This is a genomic window from Kitasatospora sp. NPDC059648, assembly GCF_042734825.1.
GTDB lineage: Bacteria > Actinomycetota > Actinomycetes > Streptomycetales > Streptomycetaceae > Kitasatospora.
On record NZ_JBHWDU010000032.1, the window covers coordinates 12,333 to 32,069 of the forward strand.

At 74.6% G+C, this 19,737-nt stretch carries 18 protein-coding genes; 8 read left to right on the forward strand and 10 right to left on the reverse strand.

The features are described from left to right. Positions 1-61: 61 nt before the first annotated feature. Complete coding sequence (locus tag ACFV1W_RS20305; protein ID WP_380418399.1) at positions 62-859, reverse strand: ATP-grasp domain-containing protein; 798 nt, start codon at positions 857-859, stop codon at positions 62-64. A gap of 197 nt (positions 860-1,056) precedes the next feature. On the opposite strand from ACFV1W_RS20305, the gene ACFV1W_RS20310 reads away from it, so the two are divergent. Continuing rightward, positions 1,057-1,830: an enoyl-CoA hydratase family protein gene (locus tag ACFV1W_RS20310; RefSeq protein ID WP_380418401.1), complete on the forward strand. Its 774-nt coding sequence runs from the start codon at positions 1,057-1,059 to the stop codon at positions 1,828-1,830. A gap of 135 nt (positions 1,831-1,965) precedes the next feature. Here the strand turns inward: ACFV1W_RS20310 and ACFV1W_RS20315 are convergent, their stop codons facing one another. Further along, positions 1,966-2,748: a maleylpyruvate isomerase family mycothiol-dependent enzyme gene (locus tag ACFV1W_RS20315; protein ID WP_380418402.1), complete on the reverse strand. Its 783-nt coding sequence runs from the start codon at positions 2,746-2,748 to the stop codon at positions 1,966-1,968. 174 nt (positions 2,749-2,922) lie between these two features. Between ACFV1W_RS20315 and ACFV1W_RS20320 the strand changes: the two genes are divergently transcribed. Both ACFV1W_RS20320 and ACFV1W_RS20325 read left to right on the forward strand, forming a co-directional pair. Next, positions 2,923-3,678, forward strand: a complete 756-nt coding sequence (locus ACFV1W_RS20320; RefSeq protein ID WP_380418404.1) for an acyltransferase — start codon at positions 2,923-2,925, stop codon at positions 3,676-3,678. A 19-nt stretch (positions 3,679-3,697) separates the two neighbouring features. Then, positions 3,698-3,919: a peptidoglycan-binding protein gene (locus ACFV1W_RS20325; protein WP_380418494.1), complete on the forward strand. Its 222-nt coding sequence runs from the start codon at positions 3,698-3,700 to the stop codon at positions 3,917-3,919. Between the two features lie 60 nt (positions 3,920-3,979). Here ACFV1W_RS20325 and ACFV1W_RS20330 read toward each other — a convergent pair whose 3' ends face one another. After that, positions 3,980-5,446: a PucR family transcriptional regulator gene (locus tag ACFV1W_RS20330; protein ID WP_380418406.1), complete on the reverse strand. Its 1,467-nt coding sequence runs from the start codon at positions 5,444-5,446 to the stop codon at positions 3,980-3,982. Positions 5,447-5,593: 147 nt separating this feature from the next. On the opposite strand from ACFV1W_RS20330, the gene ACFV1W_RS20335 reads away from it, so the two are divergent. Beyond that, positions 5,594-6,553, forward strand: coding sequence for an esterase/lipase family protein (locus ACFV1W_RS20335; protein WP_380418408.1), 960 nt, complete (start codon positions 5,594-5,596; stop codon positions 6,551-6,553). 116 nt (positions 6,554-6,669) lie between these two features. Here the strand turns inward: ACFV1W_RS20335 and ACFV1W_RS20340 are convergent, their stop codons facing one another. Further along, positions 6,670-7,260 carry a HutD family protein gene (locus ACFV1W_RS20340; RefSeq protein WP_380418409.1) on the reverse strand — a complete coding sequence of 197 codons (591 nt, stop codon included), beginning with the start codon at positions 7,258-7,260 and terminating at the stop codon, positions 6,670-6,672. Between the two features lie 123 nt (positions 7,261-7,383). After that, positions 7,384-8,664: an MFS transporter gene (locus tag ACFV1W_RS20345; protein WP_380418411.1), complete on the reverse strand. Its 1,281-nt coding sequence runs from the start codon at positions 8,662-8,664 to the stop codon at positions 7,384-7,386. 17 nt (positions 8,665-8,681) lie between these two features. Between ACFV1W_RS20345 and ACFV1W_RS20350 the strand changes: the two genes are divergently transcribed. Beyond that, the gene (locus ACFV1W_RS20350) at positions 8,682-9,956 is read left to right on the forward strand and encodes an ROK family protein (protein ID WP_380418412.1); all 1,275 of its coding nucleotides are present in this window, start codon (positions 8,682-8,684) and stop codon (positions 9,954-9,956) included. Between the two features lie 128 nt (positions 9,957-10,084). Then, complete coding sequence (locus ACFV1W_RS20355) at positions 10,085-11,215, forward strand: PLP-dependent cysteine synthase family protein (protein WP_380418414.1); 1,131 nt, start codon at positions 10,085-10,087, stop codon at positions 11,213-11,215. A gap of 58 nt (positions 11,216-11,273) precedes the next feature. Here ACFV1W_RS20355 and ACFV1W_RS20360 read toward each other — a convergent pair whose 3' ends face one another. From ACFV1W_RS20360 to mscL, 5 genes are all read right to left on the reverse strand, one after another. After that, positions 11,274-11,624: a DUF6191 domain-containing protein gene (locus ACFV1W_RS20360; RefSeq protein WP_380418416.1), complete on the reverse strand. Its 351-nt coding sequence runs from the start codon at positions 11,622-11,624 to the stop codon at positions 11,274-11,276. A 36-nt stretch (positions 11,625-11,660) separates the two neighbouring features. Next, positions 11,661-14,156: a right-handed parallel beta-helix repeat-containing protein gene (locus ACFV1W_RS20365; protein ID WP_380418417.1), complete on the reverse strand. Its 2,496-nt coding sequence runs from the start codon at positions 14,154-14,156 to the stop codon at positions 11,661-11,663. A 277-nt stretch (positions 14,157-14,433) separates the two neighbouring features. After that, positions 14,434-15,309, reverse strand: coding sequence for an MOSC domain-containing protein (locus ACFV1W_RS20370; RefSeq protein ID WP_380418419.1), 876 nt, complete (start codon positions 15,307-15,309; stop codon positions 14,434-14,436). Between the two features lie 250 nt (positions 15,310-15,559). After that, positions 15,560-16,357 (reverse strand): DUF6643 family protein, encoded by a 798-nt coding sequence (locus ACFV1W_RS20375; RefSeq protein WP_380418421.1) that lies wholly within the window; start codon positions 16,355-16,357, stop codon positions 15,560-15,562. A 388-nt stretch (positions 16,358-16,745) separates the two neighbouring features. Then, positions 16,746-17,195 (reverse strand): large conductance mechanosensitive channel protein MscL, encoded by a 450-nt coding sequence (mscL, locus tag ACFV1W_RS20380; protein WP_380418423.1) that lies wholly within the window; start codon positions 17,193-17,195, stop codon positions 16,746-16,748. A gap of 445 nt (positions 17,196-17,640) precedes the next feature. On the opposite strand from mscL, the gene ACFV1W_RS20385 reads away from it, so the two are divergent. Together ACFV1W_RS20385 and ACFV1W_RS20390 are read left to right on the forward strand one after the other, a co-directional pair. Beyond that, positions 17,641-18,843 (forward strand): glycosyltransferase family 4 protein, encoded by a 1,203-nt coding sequence (locus ACFV1W_RS20385; protein WP_380418424.1) that lies wholly within the window; start codon positions 17,641-17,643, stop codon positions 18,841-18,843. A gap of 185 nt (positions 18,844-19,028) precedes the next feature. Continuing rightward, positions 19,029-19,703, forward strand: coding sequence for a thiol:disulfide interchange protein DsbA/DsbL (locus ACFV1W_RS20390; protein ID WP_380418426.1), 675 nt, complete (start codon positions 19,029-19,031; stop codon positions 19,701-19,703). Positions 19,704-19,737 lie beyond the last annotated feature (34 nt).

A 19,737-nucleotide genomic window follows, 5' to 3' on the forward strand; every position in this document is an offset into this window, starting at 1 on the left:
GCCCGCCGGTGTCGCAAGCAGTGACGCCGGCCGGTCGGCCGGACGGGCCCAACCCGCCCCCTCAGTGCACCACTTCGGGCAGTTCGCGCCGGAACGGCCCGTCGGCGCCCGCTAGTCGGGAGGCCGGGCCGGAGGAGCGCAGCACCACGTCCAGGACGTCCACCGGCTCGGCGGCGTAACCCCCGCTCGCCCAGGCCGCGTTGGCCTCGACCACCGCCCAGCCGCGGTCCGTCCGTCCGACGTCCACCACCACCGCGCTCGGCAGCGGGGCGTGCGTGGCCGAGGCGGCCAGCACGTCGCGGGCGAAGGCCAGCACCTCGGAGGCGTCCCGCCCGAGCGGCGCCACGGACAGGTCGCCGTCCACCGCGTAGCGCGAACCGGCCCGCAGCGCGCCGTCCAGGACGAACAGCCGGTACTCGACGCGGAATCGCACCACCTCGCTCACCAGCACCGGCGTGTCACCGTCCAGCAGGTCGGGACCGGGCAGCGCGCCGCCGTCGGGGTAGACCCGCGCGGCGAACAGCTTGTCCGCCGGGGGCTTCACGAAGGCCGGGCCGCGCAGCGTGCGGGCCTCGGCCAGCGTGGTCGCGGACACCCGCCGACCGGTCAGCGCGAGCGGCAGCCGGGCCAGCCAGTCCTCGGCGGGCTCCAGCAGGGCGAGACCGAGCTCCCGGCCGACCGCGTCGGCGAACAGCGGCCCGCCGTACACGTGCACCGGAGTCCCGAGCAGTTCGCGCGGCGCCCGCCAGGAGGCGGCGGTGAACGCCCGCAGGCCGCGCAGCCCGGCGGCGGTGCGCAGCCGGAGGCCGGTGTCGTTGATGCGCGGGGCGAGCAGCAGGACGGAGGCGTCGGTGGTCATGGCGCCCATGCTGCCGGGCGGCGGAAGCCGCGACCAGCGGTTTTCCGTCCGGCCGCCGCCCGATGCGGTCCGCCGGGCCGCGGTTGACTCTGGCCGAGGGGCGGGTGGGCGTGCCAGAGTCGTGCGGGCGCGGTCCGGGCACCCCGGACCGCGCCCGCAGTCCGACCCACCCTCAGCCGGAAGGCAGGCCCACGCCGATGACCAGCGCAGAGCCCCTCGTCCGCGTCACCACCGCCGACGCCGTCACCACGCTCACCCTCGACTCGCCTCACAACCGCAACGCGCTCTCCTCGCGCCTGATGTCCGAGCTGCACGCCGGACTCGCGGTGGCCGCGGCGGACCGGGACGTCCGCGCGGTGGTGCTGACCCACACCGGCAAGGTGTTCTGCGCGGGCGCGGACCTCTCCGAGGCGACCGGCGCGGACCCGACGGTGGGCCCGCGGGGCCTGGTCGAGCTCCAGAAGGCGATCGTGGACTGCACCAAGCCGGTGATCGCCGTGGTCGACGGGCACGCCCGGGCCGGCGGCCTCGGCCTGATCGGCGCGGCGGACCTCGCCGTCGCCGGACCGGCCGCGACCTTCGCCTTCACCGAGGTCCGCCTCGGCCTCGCGCCCGCCGTCATCTCGCTGCCGCTGCGCCCCAAGCTGGAGCCGCGCGCCGCCTCCCGCTACTACCTCACCGGCGAGGTCTTCGGCGCCGCCGAGGCGGCCCGGATCGGGCTGGTCACCCAGGCCGCCGGATCCACCGAGGACACCGGGGTGGCGCTGAAGGGCCTGCTGGACGCGCTGCGCCAGGGCTCGCCGCAGGGGCTGGCGGAGTCGAAGCGGCTGGCGAACGCCGAGGTGGTGCGGTCCTTCCAGCGTGACGCGGACGAGCTGGTGCAGCTGTCGGCGCGGCTCTTCGGGTCGGCGGAGGCTCAGGAGGGGATGCGGGCGTTCCTGGAGAAGCGGCCGGCCGCCTGGGTGCGCTGATGCCGGTGAGCCGAGGCTGGCCCGGCTGGCCCGGCTGGCGGGACGACGGGACGGCCGGTTGGCGGGCTCGGAGACCGGGGCCCGCGGTTCGGGGCCCGAGCCGCCCGGCCGGTGACCGGGCCGATCGGCGCCGGGTCAGCGGATCGCCGCCCCGTCCCGCCAGAGGTCGAGCAGGCTCCGGTCCCCGCTGAGCTTGACCTCCCCCGGCTGCGCCTGCCGCTCGGCCTGTTCGACCGTCAGCCGGTTCCAGAGCAGCAGGTAGAGCTCGCGGGCCGGGCCGGTGACGGTCAGGTCAGCCGGCTCGGGGCTCTCCTCGGTGGTGACGACGAGCGGCTCGCGGGAGACGGCCAGGCGCCAGGAGCCCGGGCCGTCGGTGGTTCGGATCCGGACGGTGCGGGGGCTGTCGCTGTGCACCTTCGCCCGGCCGCGGGCCATGAAGCCGCGCAGCAGCTCGTCGATGCCGTCCAGGGCGAGCGCGGTGTCCACGGCCGGGCCCGGCGAGCCGGCCGCCGCGTCGGCGTCGAAGCGGTGGACGGCGGTCTCGTGGGCCTGGCGGCGGGCCCAGAAGGCCAACGGGCTGGGCGCGGGCAGGAAGGTCCAGCACCCGATGTCGGCCGGGGCCTGCGACAGCGTCGTCACCAGCGCCGTGTGGCCTTCGCGGAACCAGTCGAGCAGCGCGGCGTCGGAGGGGTCCGGGCCGATGACGGCCTTCGCGCCGACCTCGTCCAGCACCGCCCCCAGACCCTTCGCCGGGTAGGCGGCGGCCCAGCGGTGGACCTGGCCGACGTGCCGCACCAGGTCGCCCAGCCGCCAGTCCGGGCAGGTCGGGACGGGGGTTGCGAGGCCGGCGCGGGAGGCGGCGTCGGCCAGCAGGGCGCCCTCGCGGCGCAGCGCGTCGATGTGCTCGGAGATCTCCATGGGGCGGAGTCTCTCACCCGGGTCCGACAGTGGTGGCGGATTTCGGACGGTCGTGGACCCGTGTGCGGAGGCCGGTGCGACCGGTGCGCGAATGCGGCCGGGGTGCGGCCGGGACGGGTGTGATGTCGACCTCCCGGCGGCCGGGCGGACCCTACGGGCCGGTAACGTGAGCGCATGCCGATAACCCGTTCCCTCCTCTCCGCCGTCCGGGCCGGTGGCCGCCGGGCCGCCGGACGCCTCGTCCACGGGGGCTGGCGCTGGATGCAGCGGACCGGTGCGGTCACCAACCGGAACCCCGGCCCGTACCGGTTCGGCGAACTGGGTGACGGCACGACCCTCGCCTTCCCGCTCGGGGCGGTGTTCAACGAGCAGTGGATCACCATCGGGCCGTTCTCGATCATCGGCGAGCGGGTCACCATCAGCGCGGGCTTCCTGCCCGGGCTCGACCTCGGTCCGGAGCCGATCGTGCGGATCGGCGGCGGCTGCGTGATCGGCCGGGACAGCCACATCGTGGGCCACCAGTCGATCGTCATCGGCGACGACGTCTGGACCGGCCCCGGCGTGTACGTCAGCGACCAGGCGCACGAGTACCGCGACACCGAGCTGCCGATCGGCAAGCAGTGGCCGCGCAACGAGCCGGTGGAGATCGGCGCGGGCAGCTGGATCGGCACCGGCGCGGTGATCATGCCCGGGGCGCGGATCGGGCGCAACGTGGTGGTCGCGGCGGGAGCCGTGGTGCGCGGCGAGGTGCCCGACCACAGCGTGGTCGCCGGCGCCCCGGCCAAGGTGGTCCGCCGCTGGAGCGAGGAGGAGGGCTGGCAGCCGCCGCTGCGCCACGAACCGCCCCGGCCGGTGCCGGACGGGGTGACGGCGGAGCAGCTGCGCGCCCTGGTCGGGTGGGACCTGCGGCTGCCGGGGGAGCAGGCCTGAAGATCGTTCTGTCAATCTTCTGGACGGACCGGTCAAGCAGCTCCAGTGCGAACTGAACCACGTCCCGTACTCGTTCGGGAGCCCGAACCTGGACGTGGACGGTGTCTGGGGCCCGGCGACCAACGCCGCCGTCCGGACCTTCCAGCGCTGTGCGGGCATCGGACAGGACGGCGTCGTCGGGCCGCGGACCTGGTCCAAGCTGGACAGCTGGATGGGAGCGCACTCCCACCTGAACTGCTGAGCACCGGCGCGTCACCGCGGCCCGCGCCACCCCGTACCCGGTGGCGCGGGCCGCATCATGTCACAACTGAACCGCTGGGGAGGGCTGGTCGGTCGGTGACCGGCGGGCCGAGGCCGACCGTTCCGCGGTCCGTGCGGCGATGGCGGCGGTGATCCGCAGGAGGTCGGCCGGGCGGGCCGGGTCCAGGCCGGTGAGGACGGCGATCCGGCGCAGCCGGTAGTCGACGGTGTTCGGGTGCAGGTGCAGGGCGCTCGCGGTGTGGCGGCGGTTGAGACCGCCGGCCAGGTGGGTGCGCAAGGTGGTGAGCAACTCCCCGCCGTCGGCGAGCGGTTCGAGCAGGGCGGCGAGCCGGGAGCGGGCCCGGCTGGGCCGGGTCAGCTGGTACTCCAGCAGGACGTCGTCCAGCCGGTGCAGCCCCGGCGGTCGACCGAACGCCCTTGCGACATCCAGGACTTCGTATGCGAGGGCGGCGGCGCCGGGCACCTCCTCCGGTGCCGCAGCGGCCGCTCCGGCCAGGACGGGCACGCCGGCGGCGCGGGCCGCGGCGGCGAGGGCGGTGGAGAGCTGGGGCCACGGCTCGTCCGCCACTCGCCCGTCCGCCGGATCGGCGGACCGGTCCGGCGCGGTGTCGAGCGGGACGAGCACCAGTCCGCCCGAGGGGGTGAGCGAGGTGAGTGCCGACCGCCGCGTGCGGTGGTCGAGTTCGGCGCCGAAGCGGCGGAGCTTGCGCCGGGCGGCGATGCCCGGGTCGATGCCGGGCGAGTGCTCGTCCGGGTGGTCGGCGAGGGACAGGCAGAGTACGGCGTAGCCCGCCGGAAGCTCCGTCCCGGCCCGGGCGGCGGCCTCCTCGGTGGGGGTGCCGGCGAGCAGCGCGGTGAGCAGCGACTGCCGGGCGGTGGAGCGTCGGTCGCCGGCCGAGCGCCGGCCGTCCAGGTAGCCGGCACCGGCGGCGATGGCGGCCCGGCGGAGCTGGTCGAGCAGCAGGCGGTTGAGCAGCAGCAGGTCGGCGGCGTCACCGGCGTGGGCGTCCCGGGTGAGGAACTCCCAGCAGACCTCCAGGCCGAGGTGGTGGGCGAGCAGGACCGCGTCCAGTGGCAGGCCCTCCTCGGCGCGGCGGGCGGCGGCCTCCCGTACGTCGGTGAACTCCTCTGCGGGGGCCGGCGATCCGGTGCGCACGGCGTGGGCGAGGGCGCGGATACGGCGTTCGGTGTCCCGGGTGAGCTCGCCGGTGAGCTGTTCCCGGGGGAGGCGGCGGTAGACCGGTACGCGGTCCAGCAGGGCGGCGACCACGTTCGTGGCCAACTCGCGGGCGCCGCCGAGGAGTCGCTGATCGGCCGGGAGTCCGCCGATCACGGGGACGCGCCACCGGGCTTGGTGGCCGGTGCCGGTGCCGGTGCCGGTGTCCCTGTCCGTGTCGGTGCGGTGGTTGGTGCGGTGGTCGGTGTCGGTGGGGGAGCCGGCGTCCGTGGGGGAGTCGGTGGAGGGCTCGGCGAGGTGAGTCGTGGGCACTGCGGCGGAGCGGGTCATGGGGGTGCATCGGGGTGCGTTGTGACCGGTCACAGAGAACACCGTCCAGGTCTGGTGAACGCCCAAGGGCCGGGCCGGAGGGGCGACCGCATCATTGAGCCACTCGGGTTACCTGTTGGTAACAAACTTCCGCCGTGGAGGCAACAGTTGAGAACCCCACTTCTCCGCTTCTCCGCAACTCCCTTGCGCTGTCGGCTCGGAGGAGCCCTCGGCGCGGCCGTACTGGCCGGCGCGCTGCTGGTCGGTGCGGCGGCGGTGCCCGCTTCGGCGGCCCCGGCGGCGGCCCCGGCCGCCGTCGCCGCGACCGAGCTCCCGCCCGATGGCGACACGGTGGCCTCGCCGCCCGGCGCCAACGACTGGAGCTGCCGTCCGTCCGCCGCGCACCCCGATCCGGTGGTGCTGGTGCACGGCACCTTCGCCAACCGCTACGAGAACTGGCTGGCGCTCTCCCCGCTGCTGAAGGGCCTCGGGTACTGCGTCTTCGCCCTCGACTACGGCACCGTCCCCGGTGTCACCTCCACCGGCAGTGGCCTGCTGCTGCCGATCGGCGGTCTCGGGGCGGTGCCCGCTTCGGCGGCCCAACTCGCCCACTTCGTCGACCTGGTGAGGACCGCGACCGGTGCGGCGAAGGTCGACATCGTCGGCCATTCGCAGGGCGGCATGCTGCCCAACTACTACCTGAAGTTCCTCGGCGGGGCCTCGAAGGTGGACAAGCTGATCGGTCTGGCGCCGTCCAACCACGGCACGACCCTCGACGGGATCACCAATCTGGCGCCGTACTTCCCCGGGGTGGCCGACCTGATCTACACGGTCTGCCAGGCCTGCCGTGACCAGGCGGTGGGCTCCGACTTCAACGCCACCATGGCCTCGCGGCCGGACACCGTGCCGGGCGTGCACTACACGGTGATCTCGACCGTGTACGACGAGGTCGTCACCCCGTGGCGGACCCAGTTCCTGAACGGACCGGACGTGGACAACGAGGTGCTGCAGGACCACTGCCCGGTCACGCTGGCCGAGCACGTGGCGATCGCCTTCTCGCCGACGGCGCTGCACCTGGTGACCAACGCCTTGGACCCGGCGCACGCCACGCCGGTGTTCTGCGGCTGACGGCTGACGGCTGACGGCTGACGGTTCGCGGCTGATGGCTGACTTGCTCGCGGCCCGCACGACGGGTGGCGCCGCCCGTGTCCCCGGCTGTTCCGGGGGCACGGGCGGCGCGTCGCTCAGCTCGTGGTGGCGGAGGTCGTGGTGGCGGTGCGGAAGGTGATGACGGCCGTGACGCCGTCGGGCCGCAGCCGGTGGGTGCCGGGCGTGTCGAGCAACGCGGCGTCGTAGCGGCTCAGTTCGGTGCCGTCGACGGCGGCTGAACCGGTGAGGCAGACCAGCAGTACGGTCGCGGCGGGCGGGACCTGGACGGCGCCGGGCTCGGTGACCAGGTCCACGGCGGCCTCGGTCCGGCCGCGGCGGGTCATCACGTTGAAGTCCACCACCTCACCGCCCAGCAGTCGGCAGTCGGTGGTGGCGTCGCCGGGAAAGGCGAACGGGCGGAACGGGGTGTCGACCGACCGCTCGACGCCGTCCACGGTGAGCACCATGCCGGAGCCCTCGACCAGGGTGATCACTCGGTCGATCCCGGGGAACGGCGAGAAGGGCCCGACCGAGGCCACGTCGGCGAGGCTCACCCGCCAGTCGAAGTCGTTCAGCCCGGCCCCGGCGGGGAACCCGGCGACCTCCCTGGTCACCCCGCCCCCGTTGAGCCACGGGGAGGCCGGGCGCTCGCTCGCCCGCAGTACCTGGATGCGTCCGGTGGTCATGGGGTCGCATTCTGCCATTTGCGCGGCGCACAGGGAACACGCGACGGCAAACGGATGACAGATGATGAAATCTGTTATCCGTTCGCTGTCATCTGTCATCTGTCATCTGTCATCCGTCACTTGTCAGCCGCGCCGCGCGACCGCGAACGGCAGCAGGGCCGCCGTCGTCGCCGCGACCGCGACCGTGGTGAGGGCCAGCGGCAGACCGGCCGCGTCGGCGAGGAAGCCGATCACCACCGGCCCGATCAGCATGCCCCCGTACCCGAGCGTCGAGGCCAGCGCGACGCCCTGCGGTCCGCCCGCCGCGCCGGCGCGCGCGATCGCGAGCGGGAACAGGTTGGCCAGCCCCAGGCCGACCAGGATGAACCCGCCGATGGCCACCGGCACTGCCGGGGCCAGCGCGGCCACCAGCATCCCGGCCGCCGCGGTCAGTCCGCCGAGCAGCATCAGCCGGTTCTGGCCGAGCCGTATGGACAGCCAGGTGCCGCCCACCCGCCCGCTGGTCATGGCGAAGGCGTACGCGGCGTATCCGGCGGCGGCCGTCCCCGCGCTCGCGTGCACGTCGTCGGTGAGGTGGAGGGTGGTCCAGTCGGCGATGGCGCCCTCGCCGTACGCCGTGCACAGCGCCGTGAGGCCGAGCACCAGCACCAGCAGTCGGACGGGCGCCCCGGCCGGGCGGACCGCGGAGACCTCGGTGGTTCCCGTGGCGCCGCCGGCTTCGCCGGCCCCGGCCCCGGCCCCGCCGCGCTCCGGCGCGACCATCGGAGCCGCCGGGCTGCGCAGCAGCACCACGCCCGCGCCGACGGTGACGGCCAGTCCGAGCAGCCCGCCGAGCGCGAGCGCCCACGCGGTGGTCAGTCGGTCGGCGAGCAGCCCGCCGAATCCGGCGCCGACCAGCCCGCCCAGGCTGTACCCGGCGTGGAAGCTGGGCATGACGGGCCGCCGCAGCTGCGCCACCAGGTCGACGGCAGCGCTGTTCATGGCGACGTTGGCGCCGCCGTACCCCGCGCCGAACAGCAGCAGCACGGCGCCGAGCGACAGCACCGAGTGGGCGTGCGCGGGCAGCGGCACGGCGAGGCCGAGCAGGGCGAGCGAGCCGATGGTGACCGGCCGCGAGCCGTACCGGAGGCAGAGCCGTCCGACCATCGGCATGGTCAGCACGGCGCCGACGGAGAGGCAGAGCAGGGCGAGCCCGAGGGCGCCGTGCGAGGCGCTGACCTGACTCCGGACGTCCGGGATCCGGACGACCCAGGCGGCGAACAGGAAGCCGTCGACGGCGAAGAAGGCGGTGAGTGCGAGTCGTGCGGCGCCCCAGGTTCCGTCAGGCGCCGGGCGTGTGCTGCGAGACTGGGGGGAGGATTCGTCGGCGTGGCGGTGGGCACGGATTTTGTTTCGAAGCGGCACAAAGTCACAATAGGGGCGTGCAGCTCTCACCATCAAGCCCGCGGCCCCGCTCCGGGACCGACCCCGACGCGCAGCGCGACGCCCACCGCCGCGCGGCCCCCGACCGCGGCCGGACGCTGCTCGGCCCTGCGCTCTCGCTGATCCACACCGGTCAGACGCCCACCCGTTCCGCGCTCACCCGCGCGCTGGACGTCACCAGGGCCACCGCCGGCGCGGTCACGGCGGAGCTGGAGGCGCTCGGGCTGATCACCGTGGACTCGCGCCCGGCTGGTGGCGGCCGCGGCCGCCCGTCGCACCGGCTGGCGATCGACCCCCAGGGCCCGGTCGTGGTCGCCGGCCAGATCCACGCCGACGGGCTGAGCGTCACCCTGGCCGGCCTCGGCGGACTCCTCGACCCGCCGGTCCACCTGCCGCTGCCCGCCGCCACCGACCCGGTGCGGATGCTGCGCGCCGTCGCCCAGGCCGGTGCCGAACTGGCCCGTTCGACCAGCCGCCGCTGCCTCGCGGCCGCGCTCGCGCTGCCCAACCCGGTCACCGAACCGGACGGCACCGCGCTCGCCGCACTGCACTTCGCCTGGCCCAGCGGCACCCCGGTCGCCGACCTGTACGACGTCGAGGTCGGCCGCGCCGACCACGGCCTGCTGGCGGTGCATCCGCTGCCCACGGCCATCGCCAACGACGCCAACCTCGCCGCGCTCGCCGAGTACCGGCACGGCGCCGGACGCGGAGCCCGTCACCTGCTCTTCGTCACCTCGGGCCACCGCGGCGTCGGCGGCGCCCTGGTGATCGACGGCCACCTGCACACCGGCAGCGCCGGGCTCGCCCTGGAGGTCGGTCACCTCACCGTCGACCCGCAGGGCCGTCCCTGCGTGTGCGGCAACCGGGGCTGCCTGAACTCCGAGACCGACCCGGACGCGCTGTTCGCCGCCGCCGGCCTCACCCCGGACCCGGGGCGCCCGCTGCTCGACCAGGCACGCGAACTGTGCTGGGCGGCCGCGACCGACGAGCGGGCGCGGGTGGCGGTGGAGCACGTGATCGACCGGCTCGGACTCGGGCTGGCCGGGGTCGCCAACATCCTCAACCCGGACCGCGTGGTGCTCAGCGGACTCCACCTCGACCTCCTGGAGGCCGCCCCCGACCGGCTGCGCGCGGTGGTCGCCGAGCGCAGCCTGTGGGGGCGCAGCGGCCGGGTGCCGATCGTCGGCGCGGAGCTGGCGCACGGTGCGTTGGCGGGCGCGGCCGAGCTCGGCTGGGGTCCCTATCTGGCCGATCCGCAGTCGGTGCCGGTGTGACGACGGGTGACGGCGGGGCCGCGACTGTGGGCGATAAGCGGAAGCTGGGCCTTTGAAAACGGTCACTTATCGTGACCCTCGTACACTCGTAGTGAGCAGCGGGGGGCCGCAACGAGGGAGTAGTGACCATGAGCACCCAGTCCGGTGTGAGCCTCGGCATCGAGCCGACCGTCGACGTCGACCGCTCGGACCCGAACTACCGCGCCTGGCTCAAGGAAGCGGTGCGCAAGGTCCAGGCCGACGCCAACCGCTCCGCCGACACCCACCTGCTGCGCTTCTCGCTGCCGGCCGAGTGGGGGATCGACCTCTACCTCAAGGACGAGTCCACCCACCCGACCGGCTCGCTCAAGCACCGCCTCGCCCGCTCGCTGTTCCTGCACGGGCTCTGCAACGGCTGGATCCGCCCCGGAAAGCCGGTGATCGAGGCGTCCAGCGGGTCCACCGCGGTGTCCGAGGCGTACTTCGCCCAGTTGATCGGGGTGCCGTTCATCGCGGTCATGGCCAAGAGCACCAGCCAGGCCAAGATCGACCTGATCCAGTTCCACGGCGGTGAGTGCCACCTGGTCGAGCGTCCGGACGAGGTGTACGAGGCTTCCGCGCGGCTCGCCGAGCAGACCGGCGGGCACTACATGGACCAGTTCACCTACGCCGAGCGGGCCACCGACTGGCGCGGCAACAACAACATCGCCGAGTCGGTCTTCGCCCAGCTCCGCCTGGAGCCGCACCCCGAGCCGGCCTGGATCGTCGCCACCGCCGGTACGGGCGGCACCTCGGCGACCATCGCCCGCTACGTGCACTACATGCAGTACGACACCCGGATCTGCGTGGCGGACCCGGAGAACTCCTGTTTCTTCGACGGCTGGGTCAACCACGATCCGGACGCCGTGTGCGGGAGCGGCTCCCGGATCGAGGGCATCGGGCGGCCCCGGATGGAGCCGAGCTTCGTGCCGGGGGCGGTCGACCGGATGATGAAGGTGCCGGACGCGGCCTCGATCGCCGCGGTGCGGGTGCTGGAGCAGGTGCTCGGGAAGAGGGCCGGGGCCTCCACCGGGACGGGGCTGTGGAGCGCGCTGCGGATCGTCGCCGAGATGCGGGCGGCCGGCCGGACGGGCAGCGTAGTCACCCTGATCTGCGACCCGGGGGACCGCTACCTGGACAAGTACTACTCGGACGAGTGGCTGGCCGGAGAGCGGATCGACATCGCGCCGTACCGGTCCGTCATGGAGTCCTTCCTGGCGGGCGGCGCCTGGACGGGCTGACAGGTAAGGGCTGACAGGTGACAGCCGACGGCTGACGGATAACAGATTTCAGATTCTGTCATCCGTCAGCCGTGTGCTGACACCTGACAGCCCCCGGCCCCCGCCGAATCCCCGCCCGACCGCCCCCGAGGTCGATCCCCGTGCGCTGCGGCGCGCCGTCGTGCTCGTTGTCCCGCAGCACCAGCTCGACCCGCCGCTGCTCCAGCTGCACCCGTTTGCTCAGGTAGAGCAGCGCGTGCAGCTCCTCCGTCGCGGTCGCCCCCGCGCCCCGGCCGCCCGACGGGGCGCCCGCTCCGCCCGCGGCCGGCCGGCCGCGGAGCCGCCGCACCACCGCGCCGAGGAAGAACAGCACCACCAGTCCGGCCGGCAGCAGCAGTCCGCCCGCCGCGCCCGTCAACAGCACGCCCATGTGCACCCAACGTCCCGCAGCCGCAGTGGAGTTCCGCTACGGCAGCGGCCCCGCCGGCAGGTCGACCCGGACCAGCAGCTGCAGCTCCTCCGTGGACGGGTCGGCCAGGGCCGCCACCCGCACCGCGTGTCGCTCGACCATGGTCTCGAAGACCTGCCGCGCGGTGCGCCCGTTGCCGAAGTTGGGGCCGCGCTCCAGCCGGGCGAAGTGCTCCAGCAGTGCCCCCTCGGCCTCCTCGGAGAGCGCGTACTCGTGCTCCGCGCACTGCGCCCGGGCGATCTCCAGCAGCTCGTCCGCCGTGTAGTCGGGGAAGCTGATGGTGCGTGAGAACCGGGACGAGACACCGGGGTTGGCGGACAGGAAGCGCTCCATCTCGGCGGTGTAGCCCGCCACGATGACGACCACCTCGTCCCGGTGGTCCTCCATCAGCTTGACCAGGGTGTCGATCGCCTCGCGCCCGAAGTCCCGTGCGCCGTCCTCGGGTGCGAGCGCGTACGCCTCGTCGATGAAGAGCACCCCGCCGCGCGCCCGGTCGAAGGCGGCGGCGGTGCGGATCGCGGTGGAGCCGATGTGCTCGCCGACCAGGTCGACCCGGGCCACCTCGACCAGGTGTCCGCGCTGGAGCACCCCGAGCGAGGCGAGGATCTCGCCGTACAGCCGGGCGACGGTGGTCTTGCCGGTGCCGGGGGCGCCGGTGAAGACCAGGTGCCGGCGCAGCGAGGGCGCCTTGAGCCCGGCCTGGCGGCGGCGCCGGCCGACCGAGATCAGGTCGATCAGCGTGCGCACCTCCTGCTTCACCGTGGCGAGCCCGACCAGCGAGTCCAGCTCGGCGAGCGCTTCGTCGGCCGGCCGGCAGTCCGGGATGGGCGCGATCGCGGCGGTCGCCGACGAAGCCGCCGCCGCTGAGACCGCTGGAGCCGAAGCCGCCGAACCGGCGGGGGAGCCGGCCGAGGAGATCGAGGCAGCCGTCAACGCGGGCGTGCCGGACGGCAGTTGTCCGCCCCTCGGGCTCGGCAGGTCCGGTCGTCCGGAGGGCTTCGCGCCCGTCGGTGCGGCCGGTGCCACGTCGTCCGAGGTGCACCCCTCGGCGACCGGCCCCGGTTCGGAGAACTCGAACCCGGCCCGCTCGTTCTGCTCCGCCCGGCACCGGGTGAGCTGGGTACGGCACCCGTCGATGATGTGGAAGCCGAAGCCCTTGCCGTGCGAGACCCGGCAGTCCTCGAAGGTGCCCCGCCCCTGCGCCGAGACGTACACCCCGGCGTCGGTGCTGGCCCGTACGGTGCATTCGCGCAGCACCGGGTCGGCGCCCTTGGTGACGATCACCCCGGTGGCGACGTCGGAGATCTCGCAGTCGGTGAGCAGCCCCCCGCTGCCGTGGTCGCGGAACCAGAGCCCGGTCCCGGCCTCCTGGACCCGGCAGGAGGCCAGGGTGACCGTAGCTCCACCGCTGACCGAGACCGCCGAGCTGCGGATCCGGCTGAACGAGCAGTCCCGGGCGGCGGCGGCGGAGTCCCGGTCGAGGACGAACAGCGCGTCCGGCAGGTCGTGCAGCGAGCAGTCGGTGAGGGTGAGCCGGGCGCCGTCGCTGACCCACAGCGCCGGGTACTCGCCGGTGGAGCCGTGGAGCTGGCAGGACTCGGCGACCGCCTCGGTGCCCTGGTCCCAGACCGACAGCGCCCCGCGCCCGAAGTCCCGCACGGTGCTGTTGACGAGGCTGAGCCTGGCACGCCCGCGCAGGTCGGCGCCGTTCTCCGGCAGGTCGTGCACCCGGCAGCCGGTGAGCACCAGTTCGGCCTCGCCGTCCAGGGTCAGGCCGTTGCCGGTGACCCGGTGGATGTCGCAGTCGACCAGCCGTCCGCCCGCCTGTGCCTCGGCCTGCACGCCGCTGCCGCGGATCTCGTAGATCTCGCAGCCGGTGAGTTCGGCCGCGCTGCCCGGGTCGGAGAGCAGCACCCCGGCGCCGGAGGCGTGGTGCACCCGGCAGCGGTCCAGCGCGGCAGTCGCCCCGTCGAGGACGGCCAGCCCGGCCTGGCCGGCCGCGGCGACCTCGCAGTCCTCGAAGGCGGCGGCCGTTCCCTCGCCGCGCAGCCGCAGCCCCAGCCCGCCCGGGTTGGCGACCACGCAGCCGCGCAGGGTCGGCCGGGCCCCGCCGCCGATCTCGATCCCGGTGGCGGAGCGGGTCTCGATCCGGCAGCCGCTGAAAGCGGGCGTCGCCTGCGGCCCGGTGACCAGGACGGCCGGGGCGGAGCTGTCGCCGCCCTCGACCACCAGATCCTTCACGGTCGCGGCGGCGGTGACGGTGATCGCCACCCCGGAGGACGGTTCGATCCGGACGGTGCCCGGGCCCTGGGCCGGGACGATCGTCACCGGCTTGTCCAGCAGTACGTTCTCCCGGAAGGTGCCCGGCCGGACGGTCACGGTGTCGCCCGGCTCGGCGGCCGCCAGGGCCTCCGCGAGCGTGTCGTAATCGCCCGCGCGGCGACGCCAGCGGGATGCGCTGTCCTGGGTGACCCGGACCCTGTGCTCAGCCATGACGGTCTGTCGTCCCCACCTTCGTCGTGCCGGCGATCAACGGGCCGTGGGCGCGGGGGTGCGCGGGCCGTCCGCCCACCGTAGCGCGCCCCGGCGGGTGGTCCGTCCGGCCGTCCCGGCCCGCCCGGACAGTCGGCCCGGCGGCCCGCTGCCGCACGGTCACCGGGGGCGCCCACCGCGGTCACAGGTTCCGACCACTTGGTTCAACGAGCGCGCACAGCCGGAGTTCCGTACCGGTGGGCCGCACGCGGAACCCCGCTCGGGGAACGGCGGCGGCTCAGCGCACGTCGGCCGGCCAGTGCGTCCCGTCCTCCAGCACCTGGACGTCGTCGCCGAGGCTCAGAGCGCCCAGGACGTCGTCCTCGACGCCGGCCGGACGCTCGGGGATCAGGTTCTGTCCGAACGCGGCCCTGCGCATCAGCTTGTGGTGCCGGGCCAGGGTGCGCAGCGGCTCGGGCCCGCGCCGCTCGCCGCTCTCCTGGTCGGTGGTGGTGACCACGCAGCGGCCGCAGGGCTTGACCACCTTGAAGGTGAGCGCGCCGATCCGGATCCGGCGCCAACCGTCCTCGGCCCAGGGCTCGGAGCCGCCGACCACCACGTTGGGGCGGAAGCGCTCCATCGGCAGGGTCTCGTGGCCGTCCGGGTGCTCGGCGGCGATCAGCTCGTTGAGCCGGTCCAGTGAGGCGGTGGTGGTGAGCAGCAGCGGGAAGCCGTCGGCCATCGAGACGGTGTCGCCGGGCTCGCCGTACTCGGGGTCGACGGGCCGGGCGCGCGGGTCCTCCAGGTGCACCAGGCGGTAGTCGCCGAGGTGTTCGCCGATCCACAGGTGCGCCTCCTTGGCGGCCTCGACGGCGCGGAAGCGGGTGCCCCAGACCTCGACCTCGGCGACCGGGTCCCCGGTGGTGGCGGTGGGGGCGGCGACCTCGATCCGGGAGCCGTCGGGGGCGGTCAGCACGAGCGTGCCGTCGGGCAGGGGGAGAGCCCGGATCTGTCCGAGGGCGGCGTTCTCGCGCTGGCTGACGAAGCGTCCGGCGGGGTCGGCGAGCATCCATCGGCGGTCTCCGGCCAGACCCCAGGGGTGGACCGCGGCGGTGTCGGGGCTCAGGCGGTACATCGACTTGACGGGGTAGACGTGGAGTCCGGTGAGGTGCATTCCCCCATCCTGCCAGCAGCGGTGCGGCCGGACGTACGGCCCCCGGAACCGCTCCGGTCGCCGCGGGCCCGCACAGCCGCGCCGCCTGCGGGGGCCGGTACGCGCACGGACCGCCCGGTGCGCCGTGGGGGGCGTACCGGGCGGTCCGTGGATGACCCGTTTCTCCGTTCGCCCGGCGTTCAGGGGTCGCCGGGTGGTGCTCAGGTGGTGCGGGTGCGGGCCGGTGGGGTCGGCCCCTCGGTGGCAGTGCTCAGTAGCCCTGGCCCTGCGGCTGGTAGCCGCCCTGCTGGAAGCCGCCGGGTTCGCCGTACGAGCCCGGGCGCTGCGGCTGCATCGGGCGGACCGGCGCGACCGGCGCCATGGCCGGGCGCAGCTGGGCACCGCCGAAGCCCTGGTCGCCGCCCTGGCCCTGGAAGCCGGGGCCGGCCGGGTTCGGGCCGCCGAAGGACTGCTGGCCGCCGAAGCTCTGCGGACCGCCCTGCGGGAGGGTGCCGGGCTGGCCCTGGCCGAAACCGGCCGGTCCGCCGGTCGGCTGCGCGCCGAAGGTCTGCTGGCCGCCCTGGCCGATGAAGGTGTTCTGGCCGCCGAAGCTCTGGCCGCCGGTCGGCTGGTAGCCGCCGCTGGCGGTCTGGGCGAAGGTCGGGGCGGCGGGCTGCGGCCGCTGGTACGGCTGGGGGGCGCCGTAAGCGGGGGCGGGCGGCTGCGGTGCGGAGGCGTACGCCGGCGCGGACTGCGCGGGGATGTACGCCGTGGCCGGGCCGGCGGAGGGGCCGCTGCTCGGGCCGGGGCCCAGGGCGAGGCGGGCGGGCGGCAGCGCGGGGAGGTTGCTGCCGGCATTCTCGTACCCGTTGCCGTACCGGTTCTCGTAGGACGGGCCGAGGCCGGATCCGTAACCGGAGGACAGCGCCGGCGGCAGGGCGGCCGGCACGTTGATGGGCGCGATCTGGGGGACGCCGCGCTCAGCCACGAGGCTGTCGTAGATCGGCGTGCCGGAGGAGAAGGACGGAGAGGGGTAGCCGACTCCGTCGTAGGAGCGGGGCGAGGTCATGGGGCATACGGTAAGCCCACAATGCGCCTGCTGAGGAGAGCGGGAGGGGGAGCAGTTCGAGTGTTTACACAGTCTTCGCTCGCACAAAGGTTTCGAAAGTAGGAAGAACGGACATAACGGCGCTCAGTTCCGGACAACCCTGGCACCCCGTCAGTGATCGAACAGCACCCGGACGCGGCGATCGGGAGGCCTGGAGGTGACCGGCCGCTCGATGCCCGGGGTCCCATGGAGAAACTTTTGCGGACGGGGCGTGCGCCCGGCGCATTCGAGCCCCCACCGACGGTGCGACGGGGGCTCGTGAATGTTTCGGGAATAAATTTCCCGTCAGTGCTCAGAGCGGGCGATCCGGACGCCCGGCGCGAGCACGGCGCAGGCCGCCGTCGGGGTGTCAGTGCGACTGCAGCGCCTGCGACTGCGCCGGCAGGCCGGGCCGGGCGGCGACCTCGGTGGTGCAGAACGAGCAGCGGATCGCGGCGGCCGGGATCGAGCTCAGGCACTCCGGGCAGTCCACCTTGGCGGCCGGCGCGGGCTTGGACTTCTCGAAGCGGTCCTGCAGCTTGCCGACCGGTACCACCACGGCGAAGTAGATGACCGCGCTGACCAGCACGAACCCGATCACGGCGTTGACGAACAGGCCGTACGGGAACTTGGTGCCGCCCACCTCGAAGGTCTTCTGGGTGAAGTCGCCGACCGCACCGGTGGCGACCCCGACCAGCGGGGTGAGGAAGGCGCTGACGAACCCGGTGACGACGGCGGTGAAGGCCGCGCCGATCACGATGCCGACCGCGAGGTCCACCACGTTTCCGCGCAGCAGGAAGCTGCGGAATCCCTTGAACACCGGGTGACTCCAAATCCGAACGGGGTAGGGGCGGATGAGGCGGCGTGAGGGGCGCCCCGGCCGGACATCCTGCCCAGCGGCCGGGGCCGAGGTCCAACCCGCGTTCACCCGATCCGCGTAACCGGCCGAGGGTGCTGGCAGTGCCCCCGCCCCGGCCCGTACCCGATGCGCCCGGGCGGCGGGCGGGCCCTCCGCGTACCGGTCCATCGGCGTCGCGCGGCTCGTTCCCCACCCGATGGTGTGAGCCGGTACTTGTCGCGGCGTACGAGGGAGCGGAGAGCGGCACCGCGGAGCTGCGGGGGCGAGACGGGGCGCACGGCGGTCGCAACCGGCGCACGACGGCGGGTCTTCAGCGCACACCGGGTGTACGGGCGCGGGCGTGCGGGCCACCGCCAGGTTGCGCGAAGGGGCTGTACCGGGCGGAGCGCTGTGCCAAGGTCGGTCCATGCCCGACCCTACGGCGGCCGATTCGGCCGGAGCCCGCCCGTGTGTCCTGCACCTGATCAGCGACGAACGCCGGGGCGGCGCCCAGAACTTCGCCCGTGACCTCCACCGGGAACTGCGCCGCCGGGGCCAGGCCTCCGCGCTGTGCGCCCTCGCCCCGCACCCGGCCGTGCCACCCGCGCGGCCGGGTGCGGCCGCGTCGGGGGTGTGCACCGCGGGGACGGCCGTTCCCGGAACCTGCGGCGAGGGGTGTCCGGACACCGCCCGGCTGCGCGCCGCCGCCGTCCTCGGCCCCGGCCGCCTGCGCCCCGGCACCCTGCTGGGGCTGCGCTCCGCCGCCCGCGCGGCCGACGTGGTGCTCGCCCACGGCTCCGACACCCTGGCCGCCTGCGCCCTCGCCCTGGCCGGCACCCGCACCCCCTTCGTCTACGTCTCCGTCGGCCACCCCCGCTACTGGACCGCCACCCGGCTGCGCAGACTGCGCGGCGGCGCCCTGATGCACCGCGCAGCCGCCGTCACCACGCTCACCGACGAGGCGCGCGAGGTGCTGGAGGAGCAGTTCGGGCTGCCCGAGGGCAAGGTCCGGGTGATCCCCAACTCCCGGGCGGCCGAGAGCTATCCGCCCGCCGACGGCCGGGCCGACCGGCGCGCCGCCCGGCAGGCCCTGGGCCTGCCCGCCGACGTGCTGCTGGTCGCCTGGATCGGTGCGATATCCCCCGAGAAGCGGCTCGACCTCGCCCTCGACGTGCTCGACCGGCTGCCCGACGTCCGGATGGCCGTCGCCGGGGAGGGCCCGCTGCTGGAGGCACTGGCCCGCCACCCGGCCGCAGCCCGTGCCCACTTCCTCGGCCCGCTGCCCGACCCGGCGCCGCTCTACCGGGCCGCCGACGCGCTGCTGCTCACCAGCGACAACGAAGGCGTGCCCGGCGCGCTGATCGAAGCGGCCCTGGCCGGGGTGCCGGCCGTGGCCACCGACGTCGGCTGGGTGCGCGAGGTGGTCCGGGACGGTGCCACCGGAGCGCTGGTCGCCCCGGGTGACCCGCTCGCGCTGGCCGAGGCGCTGGCCAAGGTCCTGGCCTGCAACCGCGCGGGCCTCGGCGCGGCCGCCCGGGCGCACGCGCTGGAGCACTTCGAGCTGGGCGCGGTGGTGGACGACTGGCAGCGGCTGGTCGCCGAGGTGTGGGCGGCCGGCCCCGCGCACTGACGGGCCCTGCCCGGTGTGGGCTGCCTCGGCGACTTCCGGACGGCGCCTTTCGGACGGCGCCTTCCGGACGGTGCCTTCCGGACGGTGCCTCCGGTGCGGGCCCGACTGCGCCGTCCGGGTGAACCCGGGCCCGCCGTCCCGCCCCGACTCGCCGGTAACGGGCCGTCACCAGCAGACTGCCCGGTGTGAAGTCGAAGTCGCTGCTGCGGTCCACCGTCCTGCTCGCCGTCGCCGCCGGGATCGCCGCATCCCCCGTCCAGGCCGGTGCGGTCTCCCACCAACCCCCCTCCGAGGGTGCCCAGTTCGTCAGGCTCGACCAGCCGCAGCCGGTGCGTGAGAGCGCCCGCACCGAGGCGGTCGAGTTCTTCTGGTACGACTGCAGCCACTCCCAGGCGCTGGAGCAGCCGCTGCAGGTCTGGGCCGAGAAGCACCGTGTCGACGTCGACCTGCGCCGGGTGCCGGCGATCTGGCAGGGCAGCCCGGACGAGGGCGTGCAGCGTGCCCATGCGCGCCTGTACTACACCCTGGAGCGCCTGGGCCTGGTCGAGCGGCTGCAGACCAGCGCGTTCCGCTCGATCCACACCGACCGGGCCGACCTCACCACCGAGGCCGCCGCCACCGACTGGGCGGTGCGCCACGGCGTCGACCCCGTGCGCTTCGGCACCGCCTACCGCTCCGCCGAGGTCGCGCGGTCGGTGGACGACGCGGCCGCCCAGTTCGTCCGCTACGGCATCAGCGAGCTGCCGACGGTGGTCGTCCAGGGCGAGTACCGCACCTCGCCGACCAAGGCCGGCGGCGTCGAGGGGATGCCCGAGGTGCTGGACTACCTGGTGCAGCGGGAGCAGCTGCAGAAGCACTGAGCGCCCACGAGCGGGTGACGGTCGATCAGCTCGC